Source organism: Sporosarcina aquimarina (assembly GCF_023715615.1).
In the GTDB taxonomy this organism is placed as follows: Bacteria; Bacillota; Bacilli; order Bacillales_A; family Planococcaceae; genus Sporosarcina; species Sporosarcina aquimarina_A.
In genome coordinates this window covers 1,050,064-1,075,070 of sequence record NZ_JAMBOM010000001.1, presented here as the reverse complement: position 1 = coordinate 1,075,070, position 25,007 = coordinate 1,050,064, and the positions used below count along the sequence as shown (strand labels likewise).

Below are 25,007 nucleotides of genomic sequence, written 5' to 3'. Positions count from 1 at the left end.
TACCGCTAAAGTTACATGTTAAATTACTCTAGAGGTAGCACACAAGTAAAGATCGTGCCTTCCTTCTCACCTCTTCTTGCACTAATACTCCCACCGTGAGAATCTGCAATGTTTTTCGCAATTGCAAGGCCAAGACCGGTTCCACTTTTACCACGTGTTCTAGCCTTGTCAGCTTTGTAGAAACGTTCAAATACGAAGGGTAAATCTTCTTCAGGAATTCCACTTCCTGTATCAATTACAGAGATTGCAACGGATTTAGGATATTTCTCAACAGAAAGTTTTACGTGCCCTCCGTCAGGTGTATGCCGAATTGCATTGTCGATTAAATTGGTGAACACTTGTTCAATCCGATCTTCGTCTGCTTGCAAATGTAACATTTCTGATCCATTAGGCTCTATTTCAAGATCGACGTTTGCGTCTTTTGCAACTTGCATGAATTTGTTCCGCATTCGTTCTAAAAATGGAATAACCGCCATTTCCGATTTATACAAACGCATATGTCCAGATTCCATCCGTGCTAGATCAAGCAAATCTGTCACCAATCGTCCCATTCTCTGAGATTCATCATGAATGATCTTCACCATTTCATGATTTTCTTCGGCAGTTTCAGGGACCCCGTCTAGGATCGCCTCACTATATCCTTGAAGCATGGAGATTGGCGTCCTTAATTCGTGAGATACATTCGCAATGAAATCAGATCGCAATTTGTCAAGCTGGTGTTGCTCTGTCATATCTCGAAGGACCGCTACTGCTCCTCGAATGCTATTCTTGCTGTATAAGGGACTAATCTTCACTACAAAAAATCTTTTCCCAAGTTCTAATTCAGCATCCACTTCCTCCGCAAACATGACGGCGTGTTCCAACATATGAATAATTTCAGGAGGCAACAGTTCTTTTGAGTCTTGATTGATAAATGACCATTTTTGCAAAACGTTTTCCGCTTGAGGGTTACTGAGCAAAATTGTGTTATCCCGGTTGAATGTAATTACTGCATCTGTCATTGACGTCAAAATACTCGATAATTGTTCTTTATCCTGTTTAATGAGTTCCACGTTGTACTTTAATTGTCTACCCATTTGGTTAAATGCTGTAGATAGTTGACCAATTTCATCATTTTGCTTCACCGGTATCCTGGCATCGAAATTGCCTTTTGACAACTCAAATGCAGCTTCTTTCATCTGCCGTAACGGTCGAGTTATTCGTGTAGAAAGGAAAAACGCGAAAAATGTAGTTAAAATGAAAGCGATAAATGCAGAAAGTAGCACGATATGTGTTGTCCACTTAGTCGTGTCATGGATTGCTTCAAAACTTTGGTATACAACAACATAGCCTTCGCCTTCATTTGGCAAAGGTGTGGAGGATACAATGTAGCGTTCTGAAACTTCTTTTTCAGTTAGAGAAGGAAGAATCATTTGTTTCGAGGAATTCTCATTATCATTTTTTTCGCTGAATACCTTATCACTTAAGATTTTCTCTTCAATCGATTTAACATTTGCTACTCCATCATGGAATGAGTAAGCGACTTGCCCATCGTTACCAACGACCATGGCATGTGTACCGTTATTCAAAATATCGTTGACGACGAGTTTCATTGCAGATTCGTTTTCGTGGTCCATAATAATACTCCCCACAGTTTTCGCTTCTCGTGAAAGTGTTTCTTCAGCTTGACGTGTATGAAAGTTATCAAAGAACTCTAATAGCAATGCCGTGACGATAAACAGGACAAATGAAACGAGAAGCAATATGGTTGCCCATAGCTTCCCGACGATTGAATTCCATATTCTATTCATTCAGTGGGCACCTCAAACTTATAGCCGACGCCCCAAACAGTTACAATCATTTTAGCTGCTTGTTCAGAGACTCTGTTTAGCTTTTCTCTTAAGCGCTTTACATGAGTATCCACGGTTCTGAGGTCCCCAAAGAATTCGTAATGCCATACTTCTTTTAACAATTGCTCACGGTCAAACACTTTGTCTGGTGCTTTCGCCAAGAAATACAACAATTCGTACTCTTTTGGAGTTAAGCTGACCTCTTTGCCTTCTGCCGTAACTCGATGTGCATCGTGATCGATTGTTAGTTGTGGGAAAACGACTAAGTCTTTAGAAGTTGCAGCAGTGGAAGATCCGTTAAATGAGCCCGCACGTCGTAAAAGCGCCTTTACACGCAATACTACTTCACGAGGGCTAAATGGTTTAACGATATAGTCATCAGCTCCTGTTTCAAACCCTGTGACCCTGTCAGATTCTTCTCCTTTTGCGGTTAATAAAATAATTGGGGTTTGGTTTTCAGCTATTCTTAGTTCTTCCAAAACTTCCATTCCGTCTTTTTCAGGCATCATGACGTCAAGTAAGATACAGTCATAATGATTTTCTTCAATTTTTTCAAGCGCTTCTGCGCCATCACATGCTTCGTCCATTTCATACCCCTCACGAGAGAGATACATTGTAAGAAGCCGTCTAATACGGTCTTCGTCGTCCACGACGAGCAATTTTAAGTTTTCATCCATTGACGATTGCTCCTTTCAAAACTACTTCTTTCATTGTACTTGTCCAGCGTGAAAAAAGAAACTAGTATACCTATTTACCTCACATACAACGCACATTGTGTAGGACTTCTGATAAATAAAACACATAAAAAGACTGTGCAGCGGATTTGCTGCACAGTTTTTGTTATGCATATGAGTGTAGACCTGCAATGATTAAATTGACGGCTACTAAATTGAACATGATAATGACGAATCCAGCAACAGCAAGCCATGCCGATTTCTTGCCTTCCCAGCCTTGTGATAGGCGTAAGTGCAAAAATGCTGCGTAGAAGAGCCATGTGATGAGAGCCCATACTTCTTTCGGATCCCAGCCCCAGAATCGAGACCATGCTTCATGTGCCCAAATCATTGCAAAAATAAGCGCACCAAGTGTGAATACTGGGAAGCCTATGAGAACGGATCGATAACCAATTTCATCCATTAATTGCGAATTGGCTTTATTGGCAAATGGCTGTAAAAGTGCTGCAATCGGACGCCTGAAAATGAGTCGGATCAGTATATAGAGGATGATTCCCGTAAATAGTGACCAAACAAATGTTGTAAGTGTTTTCGCATTGACGATTGCAGGCGTTTCGAACCAAGGTTTCATCGTATCTGTTGTGACTTGTTCGTACTCACTCATGCCGAACAACGGTGGCATGTTATACGTCATTTCAGAAGGTTTACCGTTTTTGTCGACGTACGTAAAGTCTGCTTCATAACCTGATAGGCTGAAAGCTGTTGACGAAACAACAAATCCAAGAACTAAAACAACCGTGAACATAACTGCTTCCAGCCAAAAACGTTCTTTTGACTTCTTTGTCAAGTCTACGTTTTTAGCAAGGTAGATCAGTCCAGCCACCGCACTAATAGCAAGAATAGATTCACCAAGTGCTGCTGTAATAACGTGTACAGTTAACCAATAACTCTTCAATGCTGGAATTAGTGGTGTGATTTCTCTAGGGAACATACTTGCATATGCAATAATGACAATCGCAATCGGAAGCGCAAACAAACCGAGCGAAGGTGTTTTGTAGATAAAGAAAATGAGAATGAAAGATCCGACAAGCATCATACTGAACGCAGTCGTAAATTCAAACATATTACTGACAGGAGCATGTCCTGATGCTATCCATCGAGTTATGAAATATCCTAGTTGAGAAACAAAACCGATAATTGTAATGACAATCCCGATTTTCCCCCACATGCTATCTTTGTAGGTTTTTTCTGTTTTTGAAACCTTGACTGCCCCTCCGAAAAAGAAGGTGCCGACCAGGTAGGCGATAAATGATACTAGCAGTAAATTCGCACTTAATGCCGCGTAATCCATTATTTTGTCTCTCCTTCCGTCGTATCAATGACAGCTTCTTTGTCCTGCTTATCGGTATACGTTGGAAGAGTAGCAACTTCTTTCACTTTATCCAAATCTTTTTTAAGTGTATACCAGTTTTTGTTGGTGTGTGCTGCAATCAGCATTTCAGAATCCGATCCCTTTTGAATCCAAATTCTTCTATGCTGCCAATAGGATCCTTGGATCACACCAATCATAAAGACGATCCCACCTAACAAAAGAATATAAAGTGTCTTGTCTTTACGGATTGTGAGACCTGATGCATCTCTAGTTTCAGCAGAGAGAAATTTGGCTTCGTAGTCGTTTGGCTCAACTTCTAATGTTTGACGAATAGCAACAAAACTCTTCTCGCCATCAGGATGTTCAGGAGTCTTCATATTGAATATAAATGCCGGGTTGTTCGGAATAGGAGACTTTGATGAAGGTTGTCCATCGACAATTCCATCATAATCCGCATAATATTCCATGAGTTCTATTGAAGTTCCATTCCCAAGATCATAATCATTGGCCGGATCGTTAAGATCAATAGTAAATTCCCCAACAGACTGTTCTGTCTTTTTGTTCATCAAAGAAAACGTCATTGTTTTCAATTCACCTGTTTTGTAATCCATTTGGAAAATGCTATATCCATCAAACTTCAATGGTTTGTTGACAACGATCGGATATTCTTTCATGAACTCAACATCAGAAGAACCTGGTAGAGAGCCTTCTTTTTCTTTATAGAGTTTAACATCAGATTTGAACTCGCTCACGATGGCACCATTTTTATCGAGAGCCTCACCGAAAACTTCGTCCGCTTTATCTTTTGAATACGTTTCTACAGAGAAGTCGACATTTTCAAGCAAGTATCCAGGAGCTCCTGGAATTTCTCGAGTTTCCCCTTCGCGAATCCACATCGTTTCATCGACATAAAACCCTGGTATACCACGCATTAACACACCTAATAAAAATATGATAAGTCCAGTATGGTTAACATAGGGGCCCCAGCGACCAAACCGATTCTTTTCAGCGAGGATTGCGCCATCTTCGACCTTTACTTTATAGTGTAAATCTTTTAGAGCTTTTTCAGCATTCTTAAGTGATTCATCAGAATCAGAGACCTTACTTTCTCCGTAAATTCGTTGTCGTTTCATAAAAGATGGATGACGTTTCGTACGCTGTTTCGTTAATGACTTGTAAAGCGGAATAACCCGGTCCAAACTTGCAATAATGATAGAAGTTCCAAGCATTCCAATTAAGATTTTGAACCACCAGCTGTTATACATATCGTAAAAACCGAGCTGATAATACAGTTTTCCGACAGTACCATAGAGACGCTCATAGTACTCCAGATACTCTGAAGGATCGTTCCCACTCACCGGTACATAAAACTTTTGCGGGAAGATTGTACCGATTGCTGAAGTTGCTAGCACCGCAATAATTATACTGACACCAATTTTAACACTAGAGAAGAAGTTCCAAACCTTATCGATGACTGATTTTTTATAGGTTTGCGAACGTCTTGCGGATCCTTCATAACGCATGTCCACCATTTCACTTTTTTTTGCTTCATCAGTAAGTGGTCGACCACACTTTTCGCAAAGGACGGTTCCGAAAGGATTTTCGTGACCGCACTGGCATTTAATTTTACTCATTGGATACCATGCTCCTTATTCGGGTTGAATGCTCTCCATAAGAGACACAATTTCAGCTTCGCTCATTTCTCGAGTAACAATTTGTTTAATAACTCCATTTTTATCGATCAGCATTGTCGTAGGCAATGGGACCACATTATAACTATTCCGGCTCACACTTTTGTTCTTATCGATCAGAACAGGGAATGTTAGTCCGTATTGGTTAATAAATGTATTCACTTTAAACTCAGATTCACCGATATTAACAGAAAGAACTTGGACACCTTTGTTTGTGAACTCCTTAGAATGCTTTTCAATGTACGGCATTTCTTTTTTACAAGGTGGACACCATGTTCCCCAGAAATTCAAAAACACGCCTTGTCCCTCATAATCAGAGAGTTTTACTTTCTTTCCATTCATATCCTGAAGTTCAAAGTTCGGTGCTTTATCCCCGACAGCAAGCACTTTGGTTTCTTTCTTAGAAGTAAGTGCAAAGACAATGGCTGCCGCCAAGACTAGTAAGATCGCTCCCCTAATGAATAGGCGTTTCTTCTTTTTGTCCATCTTAGCCACCTCTTTCCCCCCTAACGTTGGTACTTCGAATCGTTCATAGCATCCTTCATTATAACAAAGATGTGTTTTTTAATTGGCTTCGTTCATGAGTGTTTTGTGAAACATTTGTGTCACAAATTAGCCAATTTTACCGGTTTCCGCAAGAACACGCAGTTGTTTCACTTCATGAGTAGTTAACTCACGAGCTTCACCTGCATTCAAACCTAATGTGGTAAGCGATGCAAAGGATTCACGACGTAATTTCACAACAGGGCAGTCGATGGCGTCAAACATACGACGAACTTGGCGGTTTTTCCCCTCAGAAATTGTAATTTCAACGAGAGCAGTTTGTGTTTTCTTATCCATTGAACGCATCTTAACGTTTGCAGGAGCCGTTAAGCCGTCTTCTAATTCAATTCCATGTTCGAGCTTCTTGAGTGCTTCCCGAGTTGGAATCCCTTTTACTTTTGCAATGTACTGCTTCCGTATTCCGAACTTCGGATGTGTCATTGTGTAAGAAAAATCACCGTCATTCGTCATAATGATGACACCCGACGTGTCATAATCTAGTCTTCCCACCGGAAAAATCCGTTGTTCAACGCCTGGCATAAGATCCAATACAGTCTTTCGTCCTTTTTCATCGTGAACCGTTGATATGTAGCCTCTCGGTTTATACAATAAATAGTAAACGAAGTTTTCTTTGACGACTTGGATACCTTCGACTTCCACTCTATCTGAATTTGTTACTTTCGTTCCAAGTTCCGTTACAACGGATCCATTCACTTTAACCTTGCCTTCCAGGATCAACCCTTCAGCTTTTCTGCGGGATGCAACTCCAGCTCGCGCTAATACTTTTTGTAGTCTTTCCATTTCCGTCACCTCATTCTTCAGTCTAAAAAATTATGTCATATTTTTATGCAAATGAAAAGGAGACCGCATAATACATGTTTGATCTAAAAGATAGCGACCTCTTTTCATCACGTTCATCTGTTTTTTAAGAAAAAAGAAAAAACAGAGGCTTTAAGTAGTCCTCTGCTTCATAGAGTTTCAACTTTTCTTATCCACTTTTTCATACAGAAGATTTCATTTGCGTTTTAGTTCAACTTCCGCAGTTACCAATGGCTCTTGGTCCAAAGAGACAGTCCATTGACCTAGTGATGATTGCGTCTCATCTCGCGGAATTCGCATGACAGAACTAACTTTACTCTTCTCTTCCGGTTTGAGCAACACTTTTATAGGTTTCTTCAACTTGGCCGTAACACCCGGCAAGACCGAATACTCACCTTTCTTAGCAACAGTTACAACAGAATACTCCTGGAAAACTTTCGCTGCTAGCGATTTATGAACGTTCCAGTCATTCCCATTATTCAATGTAACGACGATCACTTTCTTCCCATTCTTCTCAAAGTAAGTGGCTAATGTCCTACCTGCTGCTTTTGTAAAACCAGTCTTACCTGCTACTGCGTCGGTGTCGGATGTGATAAGACGATGTTTGTTTTCCCAAACCCCCGGTTGTTTGCCCGTCCTGGTGTACTGCTCGGTAGAAGCAATCTTTTTAAATTCTTTATTTTTCATTCCAAAATAGAGCATCATCGCAGTATCATAGGCAGACGACAAATGCTGTTCATCATGAAGACCTGACGGATTGGTGAAGTGCGTATCCTTTAGTCCATAAAGATCTGCTTGTTCGTTCATAAGTTGTACGAATCCTTCTTCAGATCCACCTGCATGCTCAGCTAGTGCCATCGCTGCATCATTTCCTGATCGAAGCATGAGTCCATGAAGTAAATCTTTTGTCGGGACGGTGCTGCCCGGCTCTAAGTATATCGAAGAACCTTCCGCTGATGAAGCCCGTTGTGAAATCTCTATTTCTTCACCGGCTGCACCTGATTCAATAAACGTCAGAGCCGTCCAAATTTTTGTTAGGCTCGCAATCGGTAACTGATCATGCGGGTTGTCTCCATCCAGTATTCTCCCTGTATCACCATCGATGACCACCCACGATGAGGTTACAGCAGCGTTCGCTGTTGGAACGGGCAAGAGCACCATTGAAGCACAAAGCATCAGTATAGCCAGCACTTTTTTCAAAGACGATTTCCTCCTTCTTCTTGAGCTTCTAATATGTCTTGAAACTTGGTTAGAAATAGGTCTGTATCTTCATCTTCCTCTGTTTCTTGAAGGAGTGGCGGCAAGTCTTCAAGTGAATTGAGTCCGAATCGATCCAAAAAATACGCCGTTGTTGCATATAGTATCGGCCGACCACTTGCTTCTAAACGTCCTTTTTCCATGATGAATCCTTTGGAAGCAAGTGTCTGGATAGCTCGTTCGGATTTTACCCCCCGGACATCGTCTACCTCCACACGTGTAACCGGCTGCTTGTAAGCAATTATCGCAAGTACCTCAAGTGCTGCTTGAGTCATCATTTTAGAAGGAGGGTTTTCAAACAATCGTTTAATATCCTCTGCGTATTCCGCTTTAGTGACAAGTTGAAAGACTCCACCGTACTGACGTAACGTAATCCCGCTTGTTCTCCGTTCTTCGTATCCCGCTAGCAACCGTTCTAAAGCATCAGTCACTTCACCTTCTGTACAAACAGTCAGTGCAGCAAGCTGTTTTAACGTCAGCCCTTCCTCACCAGCAACGAAAAGGAAACTTTCTAAGGTAGCTGTTAGGATGTTACCTTCATTCATACGTCCGTTCCTCCATTTGCATTCTAATCTGTAACCGGTCAAAATTCCCGTGTTGTTCTACGATAATATCACTTCGTTTCATTAGTTCAAGAATGGACAAAAATGTGATGATTAAACCACTAATGTCTCCTTCTTCAAACAACTCTTCAAACTCACAAGTCCCCCCCTTACGTTCTATTCGACTCATAATCTCATCCATCTTATCGCCGACAGAAATTTCATTATTTGTTATACTGGCAGACATAGGTGCTTTTAATCTCCTACGCTGTAGCATGCGCTGAAAGGCACCGATAAGATCAAACACGTTGAGTTCATCACCCGAATCGGCTGGAGCCACGACGCCATATGCCTCTACTTCAGTAGGAGGTTTAGTATAGTGGACAGCACGTTCATCAGCCGATTCTTTCAGTTGCACAGCTGCTTCTTTATACTTTTTGTACTCAAGTATTCGTGCAATCAGTTCATCTCGTGGGTCTTCTTCCATGTCGAACTCTTGCCCTTCGTCATCGAAAACTTCCCCCTCATGCACAGGAAGTAGCATTTTACTTTTGATTTCTATTAATGTTGCGGCAAGAACCAAGTATTCACTTAGCTCATCCAGTTCGAGTACACGCATCGCATGTAAGTGTTCTATGTATTGGTTTGTCAGCTGCGCCATTGGGATGTCATAAATATCAATTTCCAATCGGTTGATTAAATGCAGCAATAGATCTAGAGGACCTTCGAATGCTTCTAGCTTTACATTATAAGACATTTTTTCACCTTTTCTGCTCACAGCAGATGCACTAATGAATAGGAGTGACTGTATGCATCCTTATTTTCATCCGCTCTTCGTGGAGTTCATTGTATATTTTAATGACAATCAAGATTATTTCGAGGGCCATGAAGTGTTAGAAGAATATTGGAAGTCCATTCCTGGCTACTCAAAGGCACATCCACTTACTGCTTATATTTTGCTTTCTACTGGAATGTATCATTGGAGACGCGGGAATCTGAATGGAGCTTTACGAACAATTACCAAGTCGCACCAGAGATTCACCTCGCTTCCATCCAAATACGATGAATATTTGGATGTAGTTGACTTCGACCACCTAGTTCAAGAGGTTGCTTTTGCAAAATCCGAGATCTCAAATGGAAATTCATTCCAACCAATAAAACTCACTTTCCATTCTCAGCAACTAAATGAATTAGTACGCCAAACCAAACAAAACCTATATTTACTACCACCCGGTAGCGATGACGTTATTCATAAACATATGCTTAGGGACAGAAGTGATATTCTAAAACTTCGTAACGAAAAGAAGAAGAGCGGACGTTAGCGTTCCGCTCTTGTTTCTTCCAGAACACATTTACTGACAAATGCATCCGTATATTCATTCCCATAGGGAGTTTTGTCCGGAAATTCTTCTTGAAGTTTGGCAACCATTTCTTTCCCGATTCCTTCGCCTCTAAAAGATGGATTGATGGATAGGTGTTGAACGACAAATGAGTGGTCCGCAACTTCTGCACCGACAATTCCAATGATATCTTCTTTCTCCTTCACCAAGTACATTTCCCAGTTATCATCTGTTTCATAACGGGTCATGGTTTCTTGGAGTTGTTTGACAGGCTGGTCACCGGAACTATATGAAAGAAACCCCATTGCTATTTTGTGATACGCTTTTTTATAACGAACAAGTTTCATGGGTATCCCTTCACTTTCAATAATACTATCTGCTCGATTTTACAGGATTGTCGATTATTTATCAACTTAGGTCTTAGCGCGGATCGATAACCGGTACAACAAAATACCAATATACCGCTCCCCAAACTAATGCGATAATGACAATTCCTAAAAACAATAGAAGGTTACGCTTTTTCATTACGATTCTTTCCTCACCTTCTGCTGAAGGGGGAGATCTAAACGAGTAATGTCCTCATAAGTCTCTCGTCTAATCACGAGTTGGTGATGTCCTTCTTCTACAAATACTACTGCAGGTCTAGGAAGTCTATTATAATTCCCCGCCATTGAATACGTATACGCTCCCGTACAAAACAGTGCTAGGATATCGCCTTCAGTAACATCCGCAAGGTTTGCGTCAATTATGAGCTTATCCCCTGATTCACAGCATTTTCCTGCTATCGTAACGGTTGTATTATGAGGTTCCAACATCCGATTTGCAACGGCTGCTGAATAGTTTGCATCGTATAGGGCGGGGCGGATATTATCCGACATTCCTCCGTCAACTGCAATGTATGTGCGAATTCCCGGCACCTCTTTTTCACTTCCAGCAGTATACAGTGTTGTCCCTGCATCCCCTACAAGTGACCGACCTGGCTCTATCCAAATTTCCGGAAGTGGATAGTTCCAACTTTTTGATAATTCAAGGACGACCTCAGCCATTTTTTCTACATATTGAGAAGGTTCTAGCGGCTGATCTTCTTCCGTATACCGAATTCCGAAACCTCCCCCTAAGTTCAGAACCGTACAAACAAACGAATGGCTTTCTTTCCACGCTTGCATTTTTTTCATCAGTGCTTCTGCTGCATGGGTAAAAGCATCAGTTTCAAAGATTTGAGATCCAATATGACAATGGAGTCCTAGCAATTGTAGATATGGCGCATCATAAACAAGTTCAAATGCTTTGTCTGCTTGTCCATTTTTCAAGTCAAATCCAAATTTGGAATCTTCTTGACCAGTCGTAATGAATTCATGTGTGTGAGCTTCAACACCTGGCGTCACTCGCAACAAAATGTTCATCTGCTGTTTTCGAGTAGATGCGATTTCTTTTACCATGGACAACTCTAAAAAGTTATCTACGACAATACAACCTATTTTTTCATCAAACGCATAGTTCAATTCCATATAGCTTTTGTTATTTCCATGGAAATGAATACGCTCTCTTGGGAAGTCAGCTTTTGCAGCAGTAAACAATTCTCCACCTGAAACCACATCTAGGGACAATCCCTCTTGTGCGGCTAGTTCATAGATGGCAACCGAAGAAAACGCTTTACTTGCATAAGCAACTTGAGCTTCTATCCCCATCGCTTTAAACGTACTTTGAAAACCTGCTGCTCGCTTACGAAATAACGCAGTATCATAGACGACGAGCGGTGTGCCATAAACATGTGCGAGATCAATCGCATCTGTTCCACCAATGACTAAGTGCCCTTTGTCGTTCACCTTTTGAGTTCCGTATAAGTCCATCGGTTACGCCTCCACTCCAATAATTGCGATAAATCTCCTCGTACAGACATTTATTGTAGAAGGAGTTGTCTAAGGACAAATTTATCATAACTTTTAGGGGGAGGCAATTGTTTACGGCATTCGATTACGCTTAGGGGAGTGCGTGATGAAAGGCCTTGGCATATCCACCGTCATCGGTTGACGCAAGATTACGCGCAGCATCGCTTTCGGGAAAAATGGCAACGCTGGCCATAAGTAAGGAACATTTAACGGTTTCATAGAACTCAGGTAGTAGAAGAGTACCGCAAGCATAACGAAAAACCCTGGCGCTCCAGCTATAGCAACAGCAAAAAGCAAACCAATCCTGAAAATCTTAGTTGTGATACTCAATTCATAGGAAGGAATGGCAAATGTTAAAATTGCGCTAACCGCTACATATAGCACCACTTCTGGTGTAAATAAGCCTACATCAATTGCTACTTGTCCAATGACAATTGCAGCAACTAGCCCCATGGCCGTTGTCATAGGGGTCGGTGTATGAATGGCCGCCATCCTCAGCACTTCTATTCCTAAGTCTGCAAGTAATAACTGAACGAATAGTGGAACCGCCCCCGGATCATCCGGACCGATATAATGTAAAAACTGAGGAATATGTTGAGTTTTTGTTGCAAGTAAGTACCAAAAGGGAAGCAATAGAAGACTGAAAATTGCACCTGCCATGCGAATCATGCGAACGAACGTCCCAATAAAAGGAGCCTGTCTGTATTCTTCTGCATGCTGCATATGATCGAAAATTGTGGTCGGCACGAGGATAGCAGATGGAGATGTATCGACAACAAGAGCAATATGTCCTTCTAAGAGGTGAGCTGCACAAATGTCAGGTCGTTCCGTATATCGAACAAATGGCATCGGATTAAACCTCTGCTTAAATAGAAACTCTTCCAACGACTTATCCGTCATCGTTAGTCCATCTGTTTCAATTTCATCCATTCTTTTACGAATTCCGTCTAATATATCTTCATTGGCAGCTCCTTTAATATAGGAAATTGCCACATCGGTTTTTCCAACCGCAGATACTTTATGCATTTCAAATCGAAGTTCCGGTGTCCGCAATCTTCTTCTTATTAAAGTTGTATTTTGAAGAATGTTCTCTGTGAACCCATCCCTGGATCCTCTTATTACTTTTTCATTATCAGGCTCTTCTGGTTGTCTCCCGGGATAACTTCTAATGTCGATAAGAAAGGTGAACCCATCATCAGACACGAACCCTGCAAGTCCACTCAATAGTGATGTTAAAAATTCATCCCGACTTTTCGGCTGCTCTACTGCATGATAGGGGAAGTAAGAGAGCAGCTTCTCACCTGAATGGTGAGAAGCTTCATTTCCTCTATCTGCATCTTGCATTTCCGTTAGTAACGTTGTAATCGTCTGCCCATCAACAAGTCCATTGATGTATAGTAGAAGAACTGGCATTTCCCACAAATGAATTTCTCGTGTTACTGCATCATACGTTTCACCTGTTCCAAATTTATCAACAAACCACGCTTCGGCTTCAGTCTTAGATGTAAATAATGGATTCATTTATCGATCAGCCCTCGCTTTATCCAACGTTTCTTCTGCAGCTGCACCCATCCAGGTTTTCAATTGGGCTAGAATTTTCTTTTCTAATCGCGAAACTTGGACTTGAGAAATCCCAATTCGTTCCGCAATGTCGCTTTGTGTGCAATCTAAATAATATCGCATGTAAATAATTGTCTGATCTCGTTTGTTAAGTTTTGAAACAACATCTCGCAAAGGGATATGGTCAAATAGCCGAGTAGAACGATCATCTTTGAGCTGATCCATCAGTGTCAAACTATCCCCATCACTGTCGTACAGTTGCTCATGCAAGGATGCAGGATCTCTCAAAGCATCAGATGCTAAAATAATTTCATCTATCGTGACTTCAAGTGTTTTAGCAAGCTCAGAAATGGAAGGTGATATTCCATGCTCCTTCACATAACTGTCTGTCGCATGTCTGATTTTAAAACTGAGTTCACGAATGGAACGACTCACTTTCACCATTCCATCATCTCGTAAAAACCGTTGTATCTCTCCGACTATCATTGGAACTGCATACGTTGAAAACTTTACTTCATAAGACAAATCAAATTTATCAATCGATTTCATGAGACCGATACAGCCGATTTGAAACAGATCCTCCAAGTCTGCACCACGCGAAGCGAACCGCTGAACAATTGACCAGACGAGACGTGTATTCCCTTCCACCATGCGTCTGCGGGATTCCTTATCGCCTGCTTGGGACTGTTGAATCAGCATGCGCATTTCCTCTTGGGATAGAAGTGCTCCATTTTTTTCAACAGACATTTCCATAGGTCACCTCATTCTGCTTTTTTCCGTGACCGGAGAAAATGTTTTTTCAAACCGCACGACAGTCCCTTGTCCAATTGCAGATTCAACTGACAAATTGTCCGCAAAACTTTCCATGATTGTGAAACCCATCCCAGATCTTTCTAATAATGGTTTTGTAGTGAACATCGGTTCCATTGCCTGATCCACGTCGAAAATACCATTTCCTTCGTCCGAAACTGTCATCGTGACTTTACTGTCTTCAATTTTCCCATGAATAGTCACTTTTCTTATTCCATCACAGTCATAGCCATGAATAATTGCATTGGTCACAGCTTCAGAAACAATTGTTTTAAATTCGGACAACTCTTCAATCGTCGGATCTAAAGGTGTTATGAAACACGTCATCGTCATTCTAGCTAACGCTTCGTTTTCTTCGATTGCGACAAATGACAATGTCATCTCATTGTTCATGTAAAACCCCTCCGATTTCACCTATAGCTTTTTCTACGTTGCAATGCCTCACCACTGTGCCAAGTCCTGAGAATTGAAAAATCTTCTCCATAGTTGCTGAGGGATTTAGTATGAGCGTCTCTCCATTTTGCGGAGCAAGATCTCTCATTCTCCCTAAAATCAATCCAATCCCTGAACTATCCATAAATCCAAGATGTGTCAAATCCCAAATTACCCCATGTACTTTTCCACTAAAGATTTCCGATGAAATTTGTGTTCGGATGCGATTGGCTTCATGATTTCCTAATTCTCCACGTAACGCCACAACTATGATGCCATTTTTTGTAATTGCTATATCTGTCATCGTCAACCCCTCCTTCTCGCCAACTATTCAACGGCGGTTAAGCGGAACCCTTCTTCGTGACAAAACTAGTCAAAACTAGTGTTCACGTTACATGAACCGACAACAGAACTTACTTGTAGCCTGTCCAAAATTGACAGTCTTTAGACAACTATTCTTTTTTTTACATAAAAAAAGGCACCTTTCACGACAATCGTGAATAGTGCCTTTCTCATCTATGGTTGCTCTTATGCCATAACTTTATGAATCAGTTTAGGGCGCTTGGGCGCATGTTGTGTAATGTGAATATGCTTAAGTAGTAAACTTTCGGTCTGCAAGATGTTTTCAGTATTCGAGTGGATAACAGCAATTGTCTCCCCTGAGTTAACAGCATCGCCTATTTTTTTCTTTAAGACTATGCCGACTGCCAAGTCAATATCGTCTTCTTTCGTTGCTCTACCGGCTCCAAGTAGCATCGCAGCAACACCGATTTCATCCGCTTCCATCTTTGTTATGAATCCTGTAGTTGTCGATTTCACTTCAATTTGATGAGCAGCTTTCGGCAAAAGTTCAGGATTTTTCACTATAGCTGGATTGCCACCTTGCGCTTCAAGAAACTTAGCGAATAGCTCCAATGCAGAGCCATCTTGAATGACCTGATTCAGCTGATTTCGAGCTTCTTTGGTATCTTTTGCTTTTCCACCAGCAATTAGCATTTTACTCCCAAGAACAAGACACAATTCCGTTAAATCTTCAGGTCCATTACCTTTTAGCGTATCTATAGCTTCTTCCACTTCCAATGAATTTCCAATTGCGTATCCTAGTGGTTGACTCATATCCGAAATAACAGCCAACGTATGACGACCTACTTCTCTTCCGATTGCTACCATCGATTCGGCAAGTGCCTCTGCATCTTCAGTAGTTTTCATGAACGCACCATCACCAGTTTTCACATCCAACACGATTGCATCCGCACCGGCTGCAATCTTTTTACTCATAATGGAACTTGCAATGAGCGGAATGCTGTCTACAGTCGCTGTCACATCACGGAGTGCGTATAGCTTTTTATCAGCAGGTGTCAAATTACCGCTTTGTCCAATAACCGCTAACTTCAAATCGTTCACTTGTTTCACGAACTGTTCTTCCGTTATTTCCACATGAAATCCTTCGATTGCTTCTAACTTATCGAGAGTCCCTCCAGTGTGTCCAAGTCCTCTCCCACTCATTTTCGCAACAGGTACTCCGCATGCGGCGACAAGTGGCGCAAGAATTAACGTTGTAGTATCACCAACGCCTCCCGTAGAATGCTTATCAACTTTAATCCCTTCAATTGCCGACAAGTCGATTTGGTCGCCTGAATTCACCATAGCCATCGTTAAATAGCCTTGTTCCTCTGCGTCCATATCAGAAAAATAAATTGCCATTAGAAATGCACTCGCTTGATAATCACTTATAGACCCATCCGTGTATCCATTTACGAAGAAACGAATTTCTTCTTCTGACAAAGTCTCGCCATCTCTTTTTTTCTGAATTATATCGACCATTCTCATTCTTATCACCGTACCTTTTCGTTTAGTGATTGTAAAAAGCTCTCTCCGAATTCAGGTGCCGTTGCTTCAAAATTATCTGCAATCGTTGCCCCGATATCAGCAAACGTGTTGCGAAGCGGAAGCGTTCCGCCGCTTGTAAAACGAGGAGAATAGACGAGCAATGGAACAAACTCTCGTGTATGATCTGTACCTTCATGAATTGGATCGTTGCCGTGATCTGCAGTGATGATCAATAAATCATCTGGTTTTAAGCGGCTCATTATTTCAGGCATCCGTGCATCAAATTCTTGCAATGCAAGTCCATAGCCTTCAGGATCACGACGGTGACCGAACAGGGCATCGAAGTCAACAAGGTTTGTAAAACTTAATCCTTCAAAATCTGTGTCCATTTCTATGAGTAACTTATCCACACCATCCATATTGCTCTTTGTACGAACAGCTTTTGTAACACCTTCATTATTAAAGATGTCCGAGATTTTCCCTACAGCTACTACATCTCGTCCGATATCTTGTAATGCATTCATGACGGTAGGAGAGAACGGTTTAAGTGCATAATCATGGCGATTTGTTGTTCGAACAAAACTTCCTGGCACCCCAACAAATGGGCGAGCAATGACACGACCGACTAGAAATTCCGGCTCTAGTGTAAGTTCACGAGCAATTTCACAAATACGATATTGCTCTTCAATCGGTATAATTTCTTCATGTGCCGCAATTTGAAGGACTGGATCCGCAGATGTATAAACAATAAGTGCTCCTGTTTCCATATGCTCTTTTCCGTATTCTTCAATAACCGCAGTACCACTTGCCGGTTCGTTACAAATTACTTTTCTGCCTGTTCGTTTTTCCAATTCTTCAATTAGTTCAGAGGGGAATCCATTTGGATAAACTTTAAATGGCTGGTCAATATTAAGCCCCATCATTTCCCAATGTCCAGTCATCGTATCTTTACCAACTGAAGCTTCTTGCATTTTACCGTATAATCCGATAGGTGACTGTTCTTCAGGAACGCCTTGAATTTTTTTTATATTTGACAAACCCATTCGAGCTAAATTAGGCATATGTAGACCGTTTTCCATGTGTTCCCCGATATGACCGAGAGTGTCTGCGCCTTCATCCCCAAATAAGTGGGCGTCCGGAGCTTCACCAATCCCGACAGAATCTAGAACGATTAAGTGAATTCTTTTAAATGGTTGTGTACTCATTTGAATTGCCTCCTAAAAAAATATGCTTATGCTCTTGGATGAAACTGACTATATACATCTTTTAGTCGCGTTCGACTGACATGCGTGTAAATTTGGGTCGTTGAGATATCAGAATGTCCAAGCATTTCCTGTACAGCCCTCAGATCAGCACCGTTCTCTACTAAATGTGTTGCAAACGAGTGACGTAACATGTGAGGCGTTAACTTTTGAACCATTCCCGCATTTTTGGAAACTTCTTGTAGAAGACTCCAAATGCTTTGACGTGTTAAGCGTCCACCTCTGGCATTCAAGAAGAGCGCATCTTTCCCTGTTCCAGAAGAAACGAACTGTGGTCTTACGTCTTCAAGATAGCTTGTACACGCTTTCACTGCTGTGTTGCCTAAAGGAATAATCCGTTCCTTACTTCCTTTACCGAAAACGCGAACAAATCCCATCGTTAAATTGATATCTTCTGCATTCATCCCTATTAGTTCACTTACCCTCATTCCTGTTCCGTATAACAATTCAAGGATAGCCGTGTCCCGAATACTTTGAAGTGTCTTCGTACCAACCGTCTCGATGAGCTTGTCTATATCAGATACGGATAGAACCCTCGGTAATTTCTTTTCCAGTTTCGGTAACTCCAAGTGAACCGTTGGATCCGCGTCTGTCACTTTGTCCCTTAGCATAAATTGATGAAAAGAACGGATGGATGAGATGTGTCTTGAAATCGTTCTTGATGATTTTCCTTGTTCTTTCAATTGGAATAAGTAGTTTGTTATTTGTTGTTGGTCAATCGTATCTGATGGTGTTAAGTTAATAGCTAACCAGCTCGTGTACGCGGTTAAGTCACGTTTGTAAGAAGAGATCGTATTATCTGCCAGCTGCCGTTCGACTTTTAAAAAGTGCAAGTAATCTTGCAAAGCAAATTGCATATCTGTCATATGCTGCGGATATCTGATTAGACAGCACTATGCTGCAGACTCAGACTCCTTCCCTCCTTTTCCAACAAAAACGTTAAAAGAGGACAGCATGCTGCCGCCCTCTCTCACTTTCCCTTTGTATCTCCTTCAGATTTGCAACGTTTGCAAATCCCATGGAAGGTGAGCCAATGATCTTTGACTGTAAATCCAAATCGTTTTTCAACGACTTTTTCTACCTCACCGAGAAGATCTTCTTGAATTTCATCGACTGCTCCGCATTCAATACATATTAGATGATGGTGGAATCTTGCCGCGCCTTCTTTACGTAAGTCATAGCGGGCAACGCCATCTCCAAAATTAATTTTGTTTACGACTTTTAATTCAGTTAACAATTCTAGTGTTCTGTAAACAGTAGCTAGACCAATTTCTGGGGCTTTTTCTTTAACAAGCAGAAACACATCTTCTGCGCTTAAATGGTCTGCCTCGTTTTCCAGAAGTACCATGACTGTAGCTTCCCGTTGAGGCGTCAATTTATAGCTGGCCCCATGTAATTGTTTTTTTATGCGTTCAATTCGGCTTTCCATAGGACGCCCCCCTCAAGAATGATTCTATTATAGCAAATCGTCATTCGTTATGACAATAGAAAGGAAACCGTCCTATAGCGCTTTTATCCTCCTAAGAGATTGTAAGCAGCTTTATCTGCGAAGAAAAGTACAAGTCCTACACCCACAATCATAAGAGGAAGTTTACTATTGTTAGAACGTTTGACTGTTTTGCGTGTGAAAAATGGTGGTGAAAGGGTCCAACAGAATACTATTACAAGGAACGTTCCTAGTAATTTAAATGGGAACCACCATCCTGAGTAAGCGAGCATATTCACTCCACCAGCAAGAATATGCGCGGAAGCGAGCCCAAACAAAACCGCCTTCAGCGCCCCTACCAGCATAACGAACCAACTAGTTCTCTTGGATAATGACAAAATCATCGCCACTACGTAAAAAGAAAGAAACGATGCTAGTTGAATCAGTAAAGAAGTGGAGCTGTTCTGTGCTGCACGACTATCGTAAAGCTGAACTAAAAATGAGAAATCAGCATCAGGAATACCTCGATAGAGTAACACGCCACCTATGTAACCTACGGCGAGAATTACAAACAACTGTAAAAACGATAACGAACGAACCATAGACATGCACCTCCGAATAGTTTGTACTACTCTATGCTTGTCCGGTAATAATTAGTTCAACTTTTCAGGAGTTCTTTTATATAGAGAACAGCAAAGGCTGTTTTCGCATCATAGATTCTTCCATCATTCATCATTCCCTCCGCTTCTTCGAGCGTACATTCTAGAAGATTGATGAATTCGTCCTCATCCCCCGCTGCAGGGTTCTCCACTTTTTCCAAAGATTTTGCTAAATAGAGATGTATGATCTCATCTGCAAATCCCGGAGAAGTTGCAAAAGACTGGATATATGTAAATTCGTTCGCTCGGTAGCCTGTTTCTTCTTCCAGCTCACGGATTGCAGTTTTTTCTGGATCCTCGTCAGGTTCTATTTTACCAGCAGGGATTTCAATGATTGACCGTTCAAGTGCCTTCCTGAACTGTTCAACGAGAATCAGTTTGTTGTGTTCTGTAATGGCGATAATCGCAACTGCTCCTGGGTGTTTGACTAGCTCTCGCTTTGCACGTTTTCCGTCAGGCAGTTCAACTTCGTCTACATGTAATTTAATAATTTTCCCATTATATAGCGTCTCACTAACTACTGTTCGTTCTTCGAATTTTTTCATAAGATCCCCCACTTTCTTTCTTGTTTCGTCCAGTATACCATGGGGATAATGGAGGTGTTTGGATGAAGACAAGAAAACTCGGTAAAAGTGATCTAGCTATTTCCGAGCTGGGACTTGGGTGCATGTCACTACCAACGAATCGCAACGAAGTAGACGATATCGTTGCAGCCGCTCTAGATGCAGGCATCACATTCTTTGACACTGCAGATTTGTATGAAGGTGGAGCAAATGAAGAAGGCGTCGGACATGCAATCCGCAATCGGAGAGGTGACATCATCCTAGCTACAAAGGTTGGAAATAAGATGAATCCTGATGGGAAAACTTGGCACTGGGATGCCTCTAAAGAACACATCATAGAAGGGGTCAAAGAGAGTCTCAGAAGACTTAGTACGGATTATATCGATTTGTATCAGTTACACGGTGGAACTATGGAGGATAATGCTGACGAAGTGATTGAAGCGTTTGAGCGTTTAAAAGATGAAGGGATAATCCGCCAGTATGGTATCTCATCAATCCGTCCGAATGTCATTCAACAGTTTTTGAAGAACAGTAGCGCTGTTTCTGTAATGATGCAATACAATATGCTCGATCGACGTCCTGAAGAATGGTTTTCCACGGTTGAGGAACACGATGCTTCTGTCATTGTACGTGGGACATTAGCGAAAGGTCTTCTGACAGCTGAAAGTGAGAAACGAGCGGCTCAGACTGACTCGTTTGTTAATTATAAGCAACCTGCACTAGGTGAGGTTTTACATAATTTGACAGCACATACAAAAAAACTTCATGCAGCTGCGATTCATTTTTGTCTTCAGAAAGATGTTGTAGCGACTACATTGGTTGGAGCACGCACGCACGAACAGCTGATGGACTCCGTTTACGCTTATGAGACAGACGTTAGTCATGTAGAACTTGATGCCCTAACTAAACATCTTGAATTACACAAATACGACCAGCACCGAATTTGACTTACATCATGAATCAAAAAAGAGTGGGAAGCTAACAACTAGCTCCCACTCTTTTTATGCTTCTTGTTCAGTTAACACAACTGCTTCTTTACGCTTTCGCTTCGGAATCATATTGAAGATAATATTTAGCGCAATCGCCGTTAAGCTCCCTGCTACGATTCCGTTACTCGTCAATAGTTGGACGCCTTCAGGGAGTTTCGCAAACAGCTCTGGTACAACTGATACTCCAAGACCAATTCCGACTGAACACGCAACAATCATTGCATTGTCTTGTGATTTAACAACAACAGTGCTGAGCATCTTAATTCCTTGTGATACGACCATTCCAAACATTGCAACCATCGCTCCACCAAGGACAGCATTAGGAATAACAGTAGCAATTGCAGCAACTTTCGGCATGAAACCAAGTCCAATCAGCATGCCAGCTGTAATTACAAGAACCTTTCTAGACTTCACACCGGACATTTGAATAAGACCAACATTTTGAGAAAAAGTCGTATATGGAAATGCGTTGAAAAATCCTCCGAGAACAGATGCAAGACCTTCTGAGCGATACCCTTTTGCAAGATCTTTAGATTTTATGTCTTTTTCACAGATATCTCCGAGTGCAAAGTATACTCCAGTTGACTCGACGAGCGAGACCATTGCAACAATCGTCATTGTTAAAATTGGTTGCCATTGGAATGTTGGTGTAGCGATGAAGAATGGTTGAGCGACGTGAAACATGGAGGCTTCTCGTACAGCTGAGAAGTCAACTACACCCATGAACATCGCTGCGATAGTTCCACCAACGAGGCCGATTAAGATTGCGATCGCCCGTAAAAAGCCTGTGGAAAAGCGGTATACGAGAACGATGAATGCAAGTGTTCCGAAAGACAACAGGATATTTGTAGTAGAGCCAAAATCAGCCGCCCCCTGTCCTCCACCCATGTTGTTGATCGCAACAGGAATTAGTGTAATTCCAATAATTGTTACCACAGAACCTGTAACAACTGGCGGGAAAAACTTGACCAGTTTCCCAAATATTCCGCTGATGAGTACGATAATTACACCAGACGCAATTACAGAACCATAGATTGCAGATAAGCCAAACGTGTTTCCGATTGAGATCATCGGTCCTACAGCTGTGAACGTACAACCGAGCACGACAGGAAGTCCAATACCAAAATAACGATTTGTCATAATTTGTAGAAGGGTTGCAACACCACACATCAAAATATCGACAGAAACGAGATACGTAAGCTGTTTAGGTGTAAGTCCAATCGCGCCACCTACGATTAGTGGAACTAGGATTGCACCTGCATACATAGCTAACAGATGTTGAATTCCTAGAAGCGTCGCTTTCATTATTCGACAGCCTCCTTGAAAGTAATTTGTAGGTTTTCAAGTGATTCGATAATTGCAAGTGATTCTACACGAAGTCCTTTTTCCCGTAACATTGCGCCACCAGGTTGGAATCCTTTTTCAATGACAATTCCAATACCTGCCGTTTTTGAGCCTGCTTGTTCAGCAATTTCCAACAAGCCTAAGACTGCTTGTCCATTTGCAAGAAAATCATCAATAATTAGCAATGTATCTTCTGAACCAAGGTGTGCTTCCGATACCGATATTTCGTTCGATTCTTGTTTTGTGTATGAGTAAACAGATGCACTGTAAAGGTTGCTGTTTTGCGTCAATGATTTCCGCTTTCGGGCAAACACTACAGGGACTTTGAGCTGAATAGCAGCCATAACTGAAGGCGCTATCCCTGATGATTCTAATGTCAAAATCTTTGTGATGCCAGCATCTGCGAATTTCTCCGCAAACTCGTTTCCAACCGCTTGCATGAGCTCTGCATCGATTTGGTGATTCAAGAAGGAATCGACTTTCAAGACATCTCCCGGTAACACGTTTCCTTCTTCCATAATTTTATCCTTTAACAGTTGCATCGTATTTCCTCCTCAGTGGTATGGCAGACATACAAAAAAGCCGTATGACCCGCGCATCCAATCATATCTATGAGTGGAGCAAAGGTCATCACGGCTTACTATTCACCAGATGAAAACAAGCGAAAATCTGTAGTCACTCTTCAGATCCTCTCAAGTCCGTTGCTCTCATAGTCAGTTTGTTTAAGGCAAACCGGTAGAAACTTGCGGACCATATCTCCGCTATTATATGAGTGAATGTATTCGATTTTGACTTTAGTATAGCATGCTCAATCAAGAAAACAAGACCTATTCTAAAATAGGAAAAATGTAAGCGGATTCTTTTATAGAAGTTCAATTGCTTGCTCTACTGAGTAGGGCGATAGATCAATATCTACTGGATCGCCTGAAATTTGCTGAGCTAGTAATTTACCTAAATATGGTCCTGCAGTAAGTCCAGATGCCCCTAATCCATTTGCTACAAAAATTGACGGATGCTCTGGTAATGAACCAATGACCGGTAGAAATCCAGGAGTAAATGGTCGTACGCCTGTCCGTACTTCCAACAATTCTGCACTCTCTAATCCTGGTGCTACATCCAATGCTTTAGTTAACACTTCTTGAACCCCACCTACTGTAATAGAGGGTTGAAAAACATCTTCGTCTTCATGTGTCGCCCCTGCGATTACTCGCCCATCATCAAGAGAGAGTAAATATTGGTCACCTGGTGGGATCACGACCGGCCAGTTCAAACTGTTCTCATTGAACGGATCCATATGAATAATCTGTGCTTTTTGACCTCGAACGGTTAGACGAATGTTGAGTGAACTCAAATCCGGCGACCACGCACCCGTAGTTAAAATAATTTTGTCTGCGTCGTAGGTTTGATTTTCGCATACTACTTGGATCGCATTGTCTTCGTTTTTGCGAAGCGTCGCACTCCCCTCCACAAAAACTGCGCCATAATACTTCGCAGCACGAATCAGGGCTTGTTGAAGTTGGCGTCCATCGACTCGCGCAGCCCCGGATATGTATATCGATTGAAATCCTTCAGCAATCGGAGGATAATACTGCTTAGTTTGTGCTTCTGAGAGTTTTTCAATATGACCGATTTCAGGTGCTTGTTCTCTTCTTGTAAGTGCTCGCTCGTATGCTTTTTCAAGTTTAGTCTCATCTGTAAACAAACTGATGGCACCTACTTGACGGTAACCTGTTTCAGACTCACCTAGGACTCCAAGTTCGGTGATAAGTGTTTTATAATGCTTAGCACCATTTCGGACAAGTCTGTACCAATCCTGATTTCTGCGTTGTGATAACCAAGGGCAAATAATCCCAGCAGCGGCTTTAGTTGCACTTCCAGAATCATTTCGGTCAATCACAGTAACAGAGGCACCCCGTTTTGCAAGTTCGTATGCAGTAGATGAACCTAAAATTCCGGATCCAATAATTATGATTTGCTCCACTGTGTTCCCTCCTTTTTCATCCTAACAGTGTACAACGGTCAACACCATTCATCAAACCACCGACACTGTAATCGTTTTCAAAATTGTAATAAAAGTAATATACGAACTATTCTTTCATTTGAACAAGAATGGCGTATAATGGCAGTATTCGATATATCAATTGCAAGTAACTTTTAATTGAAAAGGGGAAAATAA

General features: G+C 41.6%; 27 protein-coding genes and 1 riboswitch. Of the genes, 2 read left to right on the top strand and 25 right to left on the bottom strand.

Annotated elements, in window-relative coordinates; translation table 11 throughout:
* Positions 1–23 precede the first annotated feature (23 nt).
* The 9 genes from M3197_RS04990 to M3197_RS04950 form a co-directional block, all read right to left on the bottom strand.
* On the bottom strand, positions 24–1,790 hold the full coding sequence (locus M3197_RS04990; RefSeq protein WP_251659222.1) for an ATP-binding protein: 1,767 nt from the start codon (positions 1,788–1,790) through the stop codon (positions 24–26).
* Positions 1,787–2,506 (bottom strand): response regulator transcription factor, encoded by a 720-nt coding sequence (locus M3197_RS04985; protein WP_251659220.1) that lies wholly within the window; start codon positions 2,504–2,506, stop codon positions 1,787–1,789. The genes M3197_RS04990 and M3197_RS04985 overlap by 4 nt, the downstream gene beginning before the upstream one ends.
* Before the next feature lie 163 nt (positions 2,507–2,669).
* A complete protein-coding gene (gene ccsB, locus M3197_RS04980) occupies positions 2,670–3,854 on the bottom strand; it encodes a c-type cytochrome biogenesis protein CcsB (RefSeq protein ID WP_251659217.1) in 1,185 nt (394 codons plus the stop codon).
* The gene (gene resB, locus M3197_RS04975) at positions 3,854–5,509 is read right to left on the bottom strand and encodes a cytochrome c biogenesis protein ResB (RefSeq protein ID WP_251659215.1); all 1,656 of its coding nucleotides are present in this window, start codon (positions 5,507–5,509) and stop codon (positions 3,854–3,856) included. Before resB ends, ccsB begins: the two co-directional genes overlap by 1 nt.
* 15 nt (positions 5,510–5,524) lie before the next feature.
* A complete protein-coding gene (gene resA / locus M3197_RS04970) occupies positions 5,525–6,052 on the bottom strand; it encodes a thiol-disulfide oxidoreductase ResA (protein ID WP_251660098.1) in 528 nt (175 codons plus the stop codon).
* 126 nt (positions 6,053–6,178) lie between these two features.
* Positions 6,179–6,910: a pseudouridine synthase gene (locus M3197_RS04965; protein ID WP_251659206.1), complete on the bottom strand. Its 732-nt coding sequence runs from the start codon at positions 6,908–6,910 to the stop codon at positions 6,179–6,181.
* A 213-nt stretch (positions 6,911–7,123) separates the two neighbouring features.
* Entirely contained in the window at positions 7,124–8,119 is a 996-nt protein-coding gene (locus tag M3197_RS04960; protein ID WP_251660095.1) for a D-alanyl-D-alanine carboxypeptidase family protein, read from the bottom strand.
* Positions 8,120–8,124: 5 nt separating this feature from the next.
* Positions 8,125–8,730: an SMC-Scp complex subunit ScpB gene (scpB, locus tag M3197_RS04955; RefSeq protein ID WP_251659204.1), complete on the bottom strand. Its 606-nt coding sequence runs from the start codon at positions 8,728–8,730 to the stop codon at positions 8,125–8,127.
* Entirely contained in the window at positions 8,723–9,484 is a 762-nt protein-coding gene (locus M3197_RS04950; RefSeq protein WP_251659202.1) for a segregation/condensation protein A, read from the bottom strand. The genes scpB and M3197_RS04950 overlap by 8 nt, the downstream gene beginning before the upstream one ends.
* Positions 9,485–9,536: 52 nt before the next feature.
* On the opposite strand from M3197_RS04950, the gene M3197_RS04945 reads away from it, so the two are divergent.
* The gene (locus tag M3197_RS04945; RefSeq protein ID WP_251659200.1) at positions 9,537–10,049 is read left to right on the top strand and encodes a DUF309 domain-containing protein; all 513 of its coding nucleotides are present in this window, start codon (positions 9,537–9,539) and stop codon (positions 10,047–10,049) included.
* On the opposite strand, the gene M3197_RS04940 is transcribed toward M3197_RS04945, so the two are convergent.
* The 13 genes from M3197_RS04940 to M3197_RS04880 form a co-directional block, all read right to left on the bottom strand.
* Positions 10,046–10,414 (bottom strand): GNAT family N-acetyltransferase, encoded by a 369-nt coding sequence (locus M3197_RS04940; RefSeq protein WP_251659198.1) that lies wholly within the window; start codon positions 10,412–10,414, stop codon positions 10,046–10,048. The two genes, M3197_RS04945 and M3197_RS04940, sit on opposite strands and share 4 nt — an antisense overlap.
* Before the next feature lie 73 nt (positions 10,415–10,487).
* The gene (locus M3197_RS04935; protein ID WP_251659196.1) at positions 10,488–10,592 is read right to left on the bottom strand and encodes a YdgA family protein; all 105 of its coding nucleotides are present in this window, start codon (positions 10,590–10,592) and stop codon (positions 10,488–10,490) included.
* Positions 10,592–11,917, bottom strand: a complete 1,326-nt coding sequence (lysA, locus tag M3197_RS04930; protein WP_251659194.1) for a diaminopimelate decarboxylase — start codon at positions 11,915–11,917, stop codon at positions 10,592–10,594. The genes M3197_RS04935 and lysA overlap by 1 nt, the downstream gene beginning before the upstream one ends.
* A 111-nt stretch (positions 11,918–12,028) precedes the next feature.
* Positions 12,029–13,477, bottom strand: a complete 1,449-nt coding sequence (locus M3197_RS04925) for a spore germination protein (RefSeq protein ID WP_251659192.1) — start codon at positions 13,475–13,477, stop codon at positions 12,029–12,031.
* Entirely contained in the window at positions 13,478–14,269 is a 792-nt protein-coding gene (locus M3197_RS04920) for a SigF/SigG family RNA polymerase sporulation sigma factor (protein WP_251659190.1), read from the bottom strand.
* A gap of 3 nt (positions 14,270–14,272) precedes the next feature.
* Positions 14,273–14,719: an anti-sigma F factor gene (gene spoIIAB, locus M3197_RS04915; protein ID WP_251659188.1), complete on the bottom strand. Its 447-nt coding sequence runs from the start codon at positions 14,717–14,719 to the stop codon at positions 14,273–14,275.
* The gene (locus M3197_RS04910) at positions 14,709–15,062 is read right to left on the bottom strand and encodes an anti-sigma factor antagonist (RefSeq protein ID WP_251659186.1); all 354 of its coding nucleotides are present in this window, start codon (positions 15,060–15,062) and stop codon (positions 14,709–14,711) included. Before M3197_RS04910 ends, spoIIAB begins: the two co-directional genes overlap by 11 nt.
* Before the next feature lie 224 nt (positions 15,063–15,286).
* A complete protein-coding gene (locus M3197_RS04905) occupies positions 15,287–16,588 on the bottom strand; it encodes a pyrimidine-nucleoside phosphorylase (protein WP_251659184.1) in 1,302 nt (433 codons plus the stop codon).
* Between the two features lie 5 nt (positions 16,589–16,593).
* The gene (gene deoB, locus M3197_RS04900; RefSeq protein WP_251659182.1) at positions 16,594–17,793 is read right to left on the bottom strand and encodes a phosphopentomutase; all 1,200 of its coding nucleotides are present in this window, start codon (positions 17,791–17,793) and stop codon (positions 16,594–16,596) included.
* A 26-nt stretch (positions 17,794–17,819) separates the two neighbouring features.
* Positions 17,820–18,716: a site-specific tyrosine recombinase XerD gene (xerD, locus tag M3197_RS04895; protein WP_251659180.1), complete on the bottom strand. Its 897-nt coding sequence runs from the start codon at positions 18,714–18,716 to the stop codon at positions 17,820–17,822.
* Between the two features lie 104 nt (positions 18,717–18,820).
* On the bottom strand, positions 18,821–19,279 hold the full coding sequence (gene fur, locus M3197_RS04890) for a ferric iron uptake transcriptional regulator (protein ID WP_025784947.1): 459 nt from the start codon (positions 19,277–19,279) through the stop codon (positions 18,821–18,823).
* Between the two features lie 83 nt (positions 19,280–19,362).
* Positions 19,363–19,878, bottom strand: coding sequence for a hypothetical protein (locus tag M3197_RS04885; protein WP_251659178.1), 516 nt, complete (start codon positions 19,876–19,878; stop codon positions 19,363–19,365).
* A 56-nt stretch (positions 19,879–19,934) separates the two neighbouring features.
* Positions 19,935–20,480: an NUDIX hydrolase gene (locus tag M3197_RS04880; RefSeq protein ID WP_251659176.1), complete on the bottom strand. Its 546-nt coding sequence runs from the start codon at positions 20,478–20,480 to the stop codon at positions 19,935–19,937.
* Positions 20,481–20,542: 62 nt separating this feature from the next.
* Between M3197_RS04880 and M3197_RS04875 the strand changes: the two genes are divergently transcribed.
* Entirely contained in the window at positions 20,543–21,445 is a 903-nt protein-coding gene (locus M3197_RS04875) for an aldo/keto reductase (RefSeq protein WP_251659175.1), read from the top strand.
* Positions 21,446–21,499: 54 nt separating this feature from the next.
* On the opposite strand, the gene M3197_RS04870 is transcribed toward M3197_RS04875, so the two are convergent.
* The 3 genes from M3197_RS04870 to M3197_RS04860 form a co-directional block, all read right to left on the bottom strand.
* Positions 21,500–22,792, bottom strand: a complete 1,293-nt coding sequence (locus M3197_RS04870; protein ID WP_251659172.1) for a nucleobase:cation symporter-2 family protein — start codon at positions 22,790–22,792, stop codon at positions 21,500–21,502.
* A complete protein-coding gene (locus M3197_RS04865) occupies positions 22,792–23,373 on the bottom strand; it encodes a xanthine phosphoribosyltransferase (RefSeq protein ID WP_251659170.1) in 582 nt (193 codons plus the stop codon). Before M3197_RS04865 ends, M3197_RS04870 begins: the two co-directional genes overlap by 1 nt.
* A gap of 148 nt (positions 23,374–23,521) precedes the next feature.
* Positions 23,522–23,623: riboswitch (purine riboswitch) on the bottom strand.
* Positions 23,624–23,693: 70 nt separating this feature from the next.
* Complete coding sequence (locus tag M3197_RS04860) at positions 23,694–24,812, bottom strand: NAD(P)/FAD-dependent oxidoreductase (protein ID WP_251659168.1); 1,119 nt, start codon at positions 24,810–24,812, stop codon at positions 23,694–23,696.
* Between the last annotated feature and the right edge of the window lie 195 nt (positions 24,813–25,007).

What these genes read in the sequence shown, in the direction of transcription:
- M3197_RS04990 (WP_251659222.1), bottom strand. Translation starts at nt 1,790, where the DNA reads ATGAATAGAATATGGAATTCAATCGTCGGGAAGCTATGGGCAACCATA.
- M3197_RS04985 (WP_251659220.1), bottom strand. Translation starts at nt 2,506, where the DNA reads ATGGATGAAAACTTAAAATTGCTCGTCGTGGACGACGAAGACCGTATT.
- ccsB (WP_251659217.1), bottom strand. Translation starts at nt 3,854, where the DNA reads ATGGATTACGCGGCATTAAGTGCGAATTTACTGCTAGTATCATTTATC.
- resB (WP_251659215.1), bottom strand. Translation starts at nt 5,509, where the DNA reads ATGAGTAAAATTAAATGCCAGTGCGGTCACGAAAATCCTTTCGGAACC.
- resA (WP_251660098.1), bottom strand. Translation starts at nt 6,052, where the DNA reads ATGGACAAAAAGAAGAAACGCCTATTCATTAGGGGAGCGATCTTACTA.
- M3197_RS04965 (WP_251659206.1), bottom strand. Translation starts at nt 6,910, where the DNA reads ATGGAAAGACTACAAAAAGTATTAGCGCGAGCTGGAGTTGCATCCCGC.
- scpB (WP_251659204.1), bottom strand. Translation starts at nt 8,730, where the DNA reads ATGAATGAAGGTAACATCCTAACAGCTACCTTAGAAAGTTTCCTTTTC.
- M3197_RS04950 (WP_251659202.1), bottom strand. Translation starts at nt 9,484, where the DNA reads ATGTCTTATAATGTAAAGCTAGAAGCATTCGAAGGTCCTCTAGATCTA.
- M3197_RS04945 (WP_251659200.1), top strand. Translation starts at nt 9,537, where the DNA reads ATGCATCCTTATTTTCATCCGCTCTTCGTGGAGTTCATTGTATATTTT.
- M3197_RS04940 (WP_251659198.1), bottom strand. Translation starts at nt 10,414, where the DNA reads ATGAAACTTGTTCGTTATAAAAAAGCGTATCACAAAATAGCAATGGGG.
- M3197_RS04935 (WP_251659196.1), bottom strand. Translation starts at nt 10,592, where the DNA reads ATGAAAAAGCGTAACCTTCTATTGTTTTTAGGAATTGTCATTATCGCA.
- lysA (WP_251659194.1), bottom strand. Translation starts at nt 11,917, where the DNA reads ATGGACTTATACGGAACTCAAAAGGTGAACGACAAAGGGCACTTAGTC.
- M3197_RS04925 (WP_251659192.1), bottom strand. Translation starts at nt 13,477, where the DNA reads ATGAATCCATTATTTACATCTAAGACTGAAGCCGAAGCGTGGTTTGTT.
- M3197_RS04920 (WP_251659190.1), bottom strand. Translation starts at nt 14,269, where the DNA reads ATGGAAATGTCTGTTGAAAAAAATGGAGCACTTCTATCCCAAGAGGAA.
- spoIIAB (WP_251659188.1), bottom strand. Translation starts at nt 14,719, where the DNA reads ATGAACAATGAGATGACATTGTCATTTGTCGCAATCGAAGAAAACGAA.
- M3197_RS04910 (WP_251659186.1), bottom strand. Translation starts at nt 15,062, where the DNA reads ATGACAGATATAGCAATTACAAAAAATGGCATCATAGTTGTGGCGTTA.
- M3197_RS04905 (WP_251659184.1), bottom strand. Translation starts at nt 16,588, where the DNA reads ATGAGAATGGTCGATATAATTCAGAAAAAAAGAGATGGCGAGACTTTG.
- deoB (WP_251659182.1), bottom strand. Translation starts at nt 17,793, where the DNA reads ATGAGTACACAACCATTTAAAAGAATTCACTTAATCGTTCTAGATTCT.
- xerD (WP_251659180.1), bottom strand. Translation starts at nt 18,716, where the DNA reads ATGACAGATATGCAATTTGCTTTGCAAGATTACTTGCACTTTTTAAAA.
- fur (WP_025784947.1), bottom strand. Translation starts at nt 19,279, where the DNA reads ATGGAAAGCCGAATTGAACGCATAAAAAAACAATTACATGGGGCCAGC.
- M3197_RS04885 (WP_251659178.1), bottom strand. Translation starts at nt 19,878, where the DNA reads ATGGTTCGTTCGTTATCGTTTTTACAGTTGTTTGTAATTCTCGCCGTA.
- M3197_RS04880 (WP_251659176.1), bottom strand. Translation starts at nt 20,480, where the DNA reads ATGAAAAAATTCGAAGAACGAACAGTAGTTAGTGAGACGCTATATAAT.
- M3197_RS04875 (WP_251659175.1), top strand. Translation starts at nt 20,543, where the DNA reads ATGAAGACAAGAAAACTCGGTAAAAGTGATCTAGCTATTTCCGAGCTG.
- M3197_RS04870 (WP_251659172.1), bottom strand. Translation starts at nt 22,792, where the DNA reads ATGAAAGCGACGCTTCTAGGAATTCAACATCTGTTAGCTATGTATGCA.
- M3197_RS04865 (WP_251659170.1), bottom strand. Translation starts at nt 23,373, where the DNA reads ATGCAACTGTTAAAGGATAAAATTATGGAAGAAGGAAACGTGTTACCG.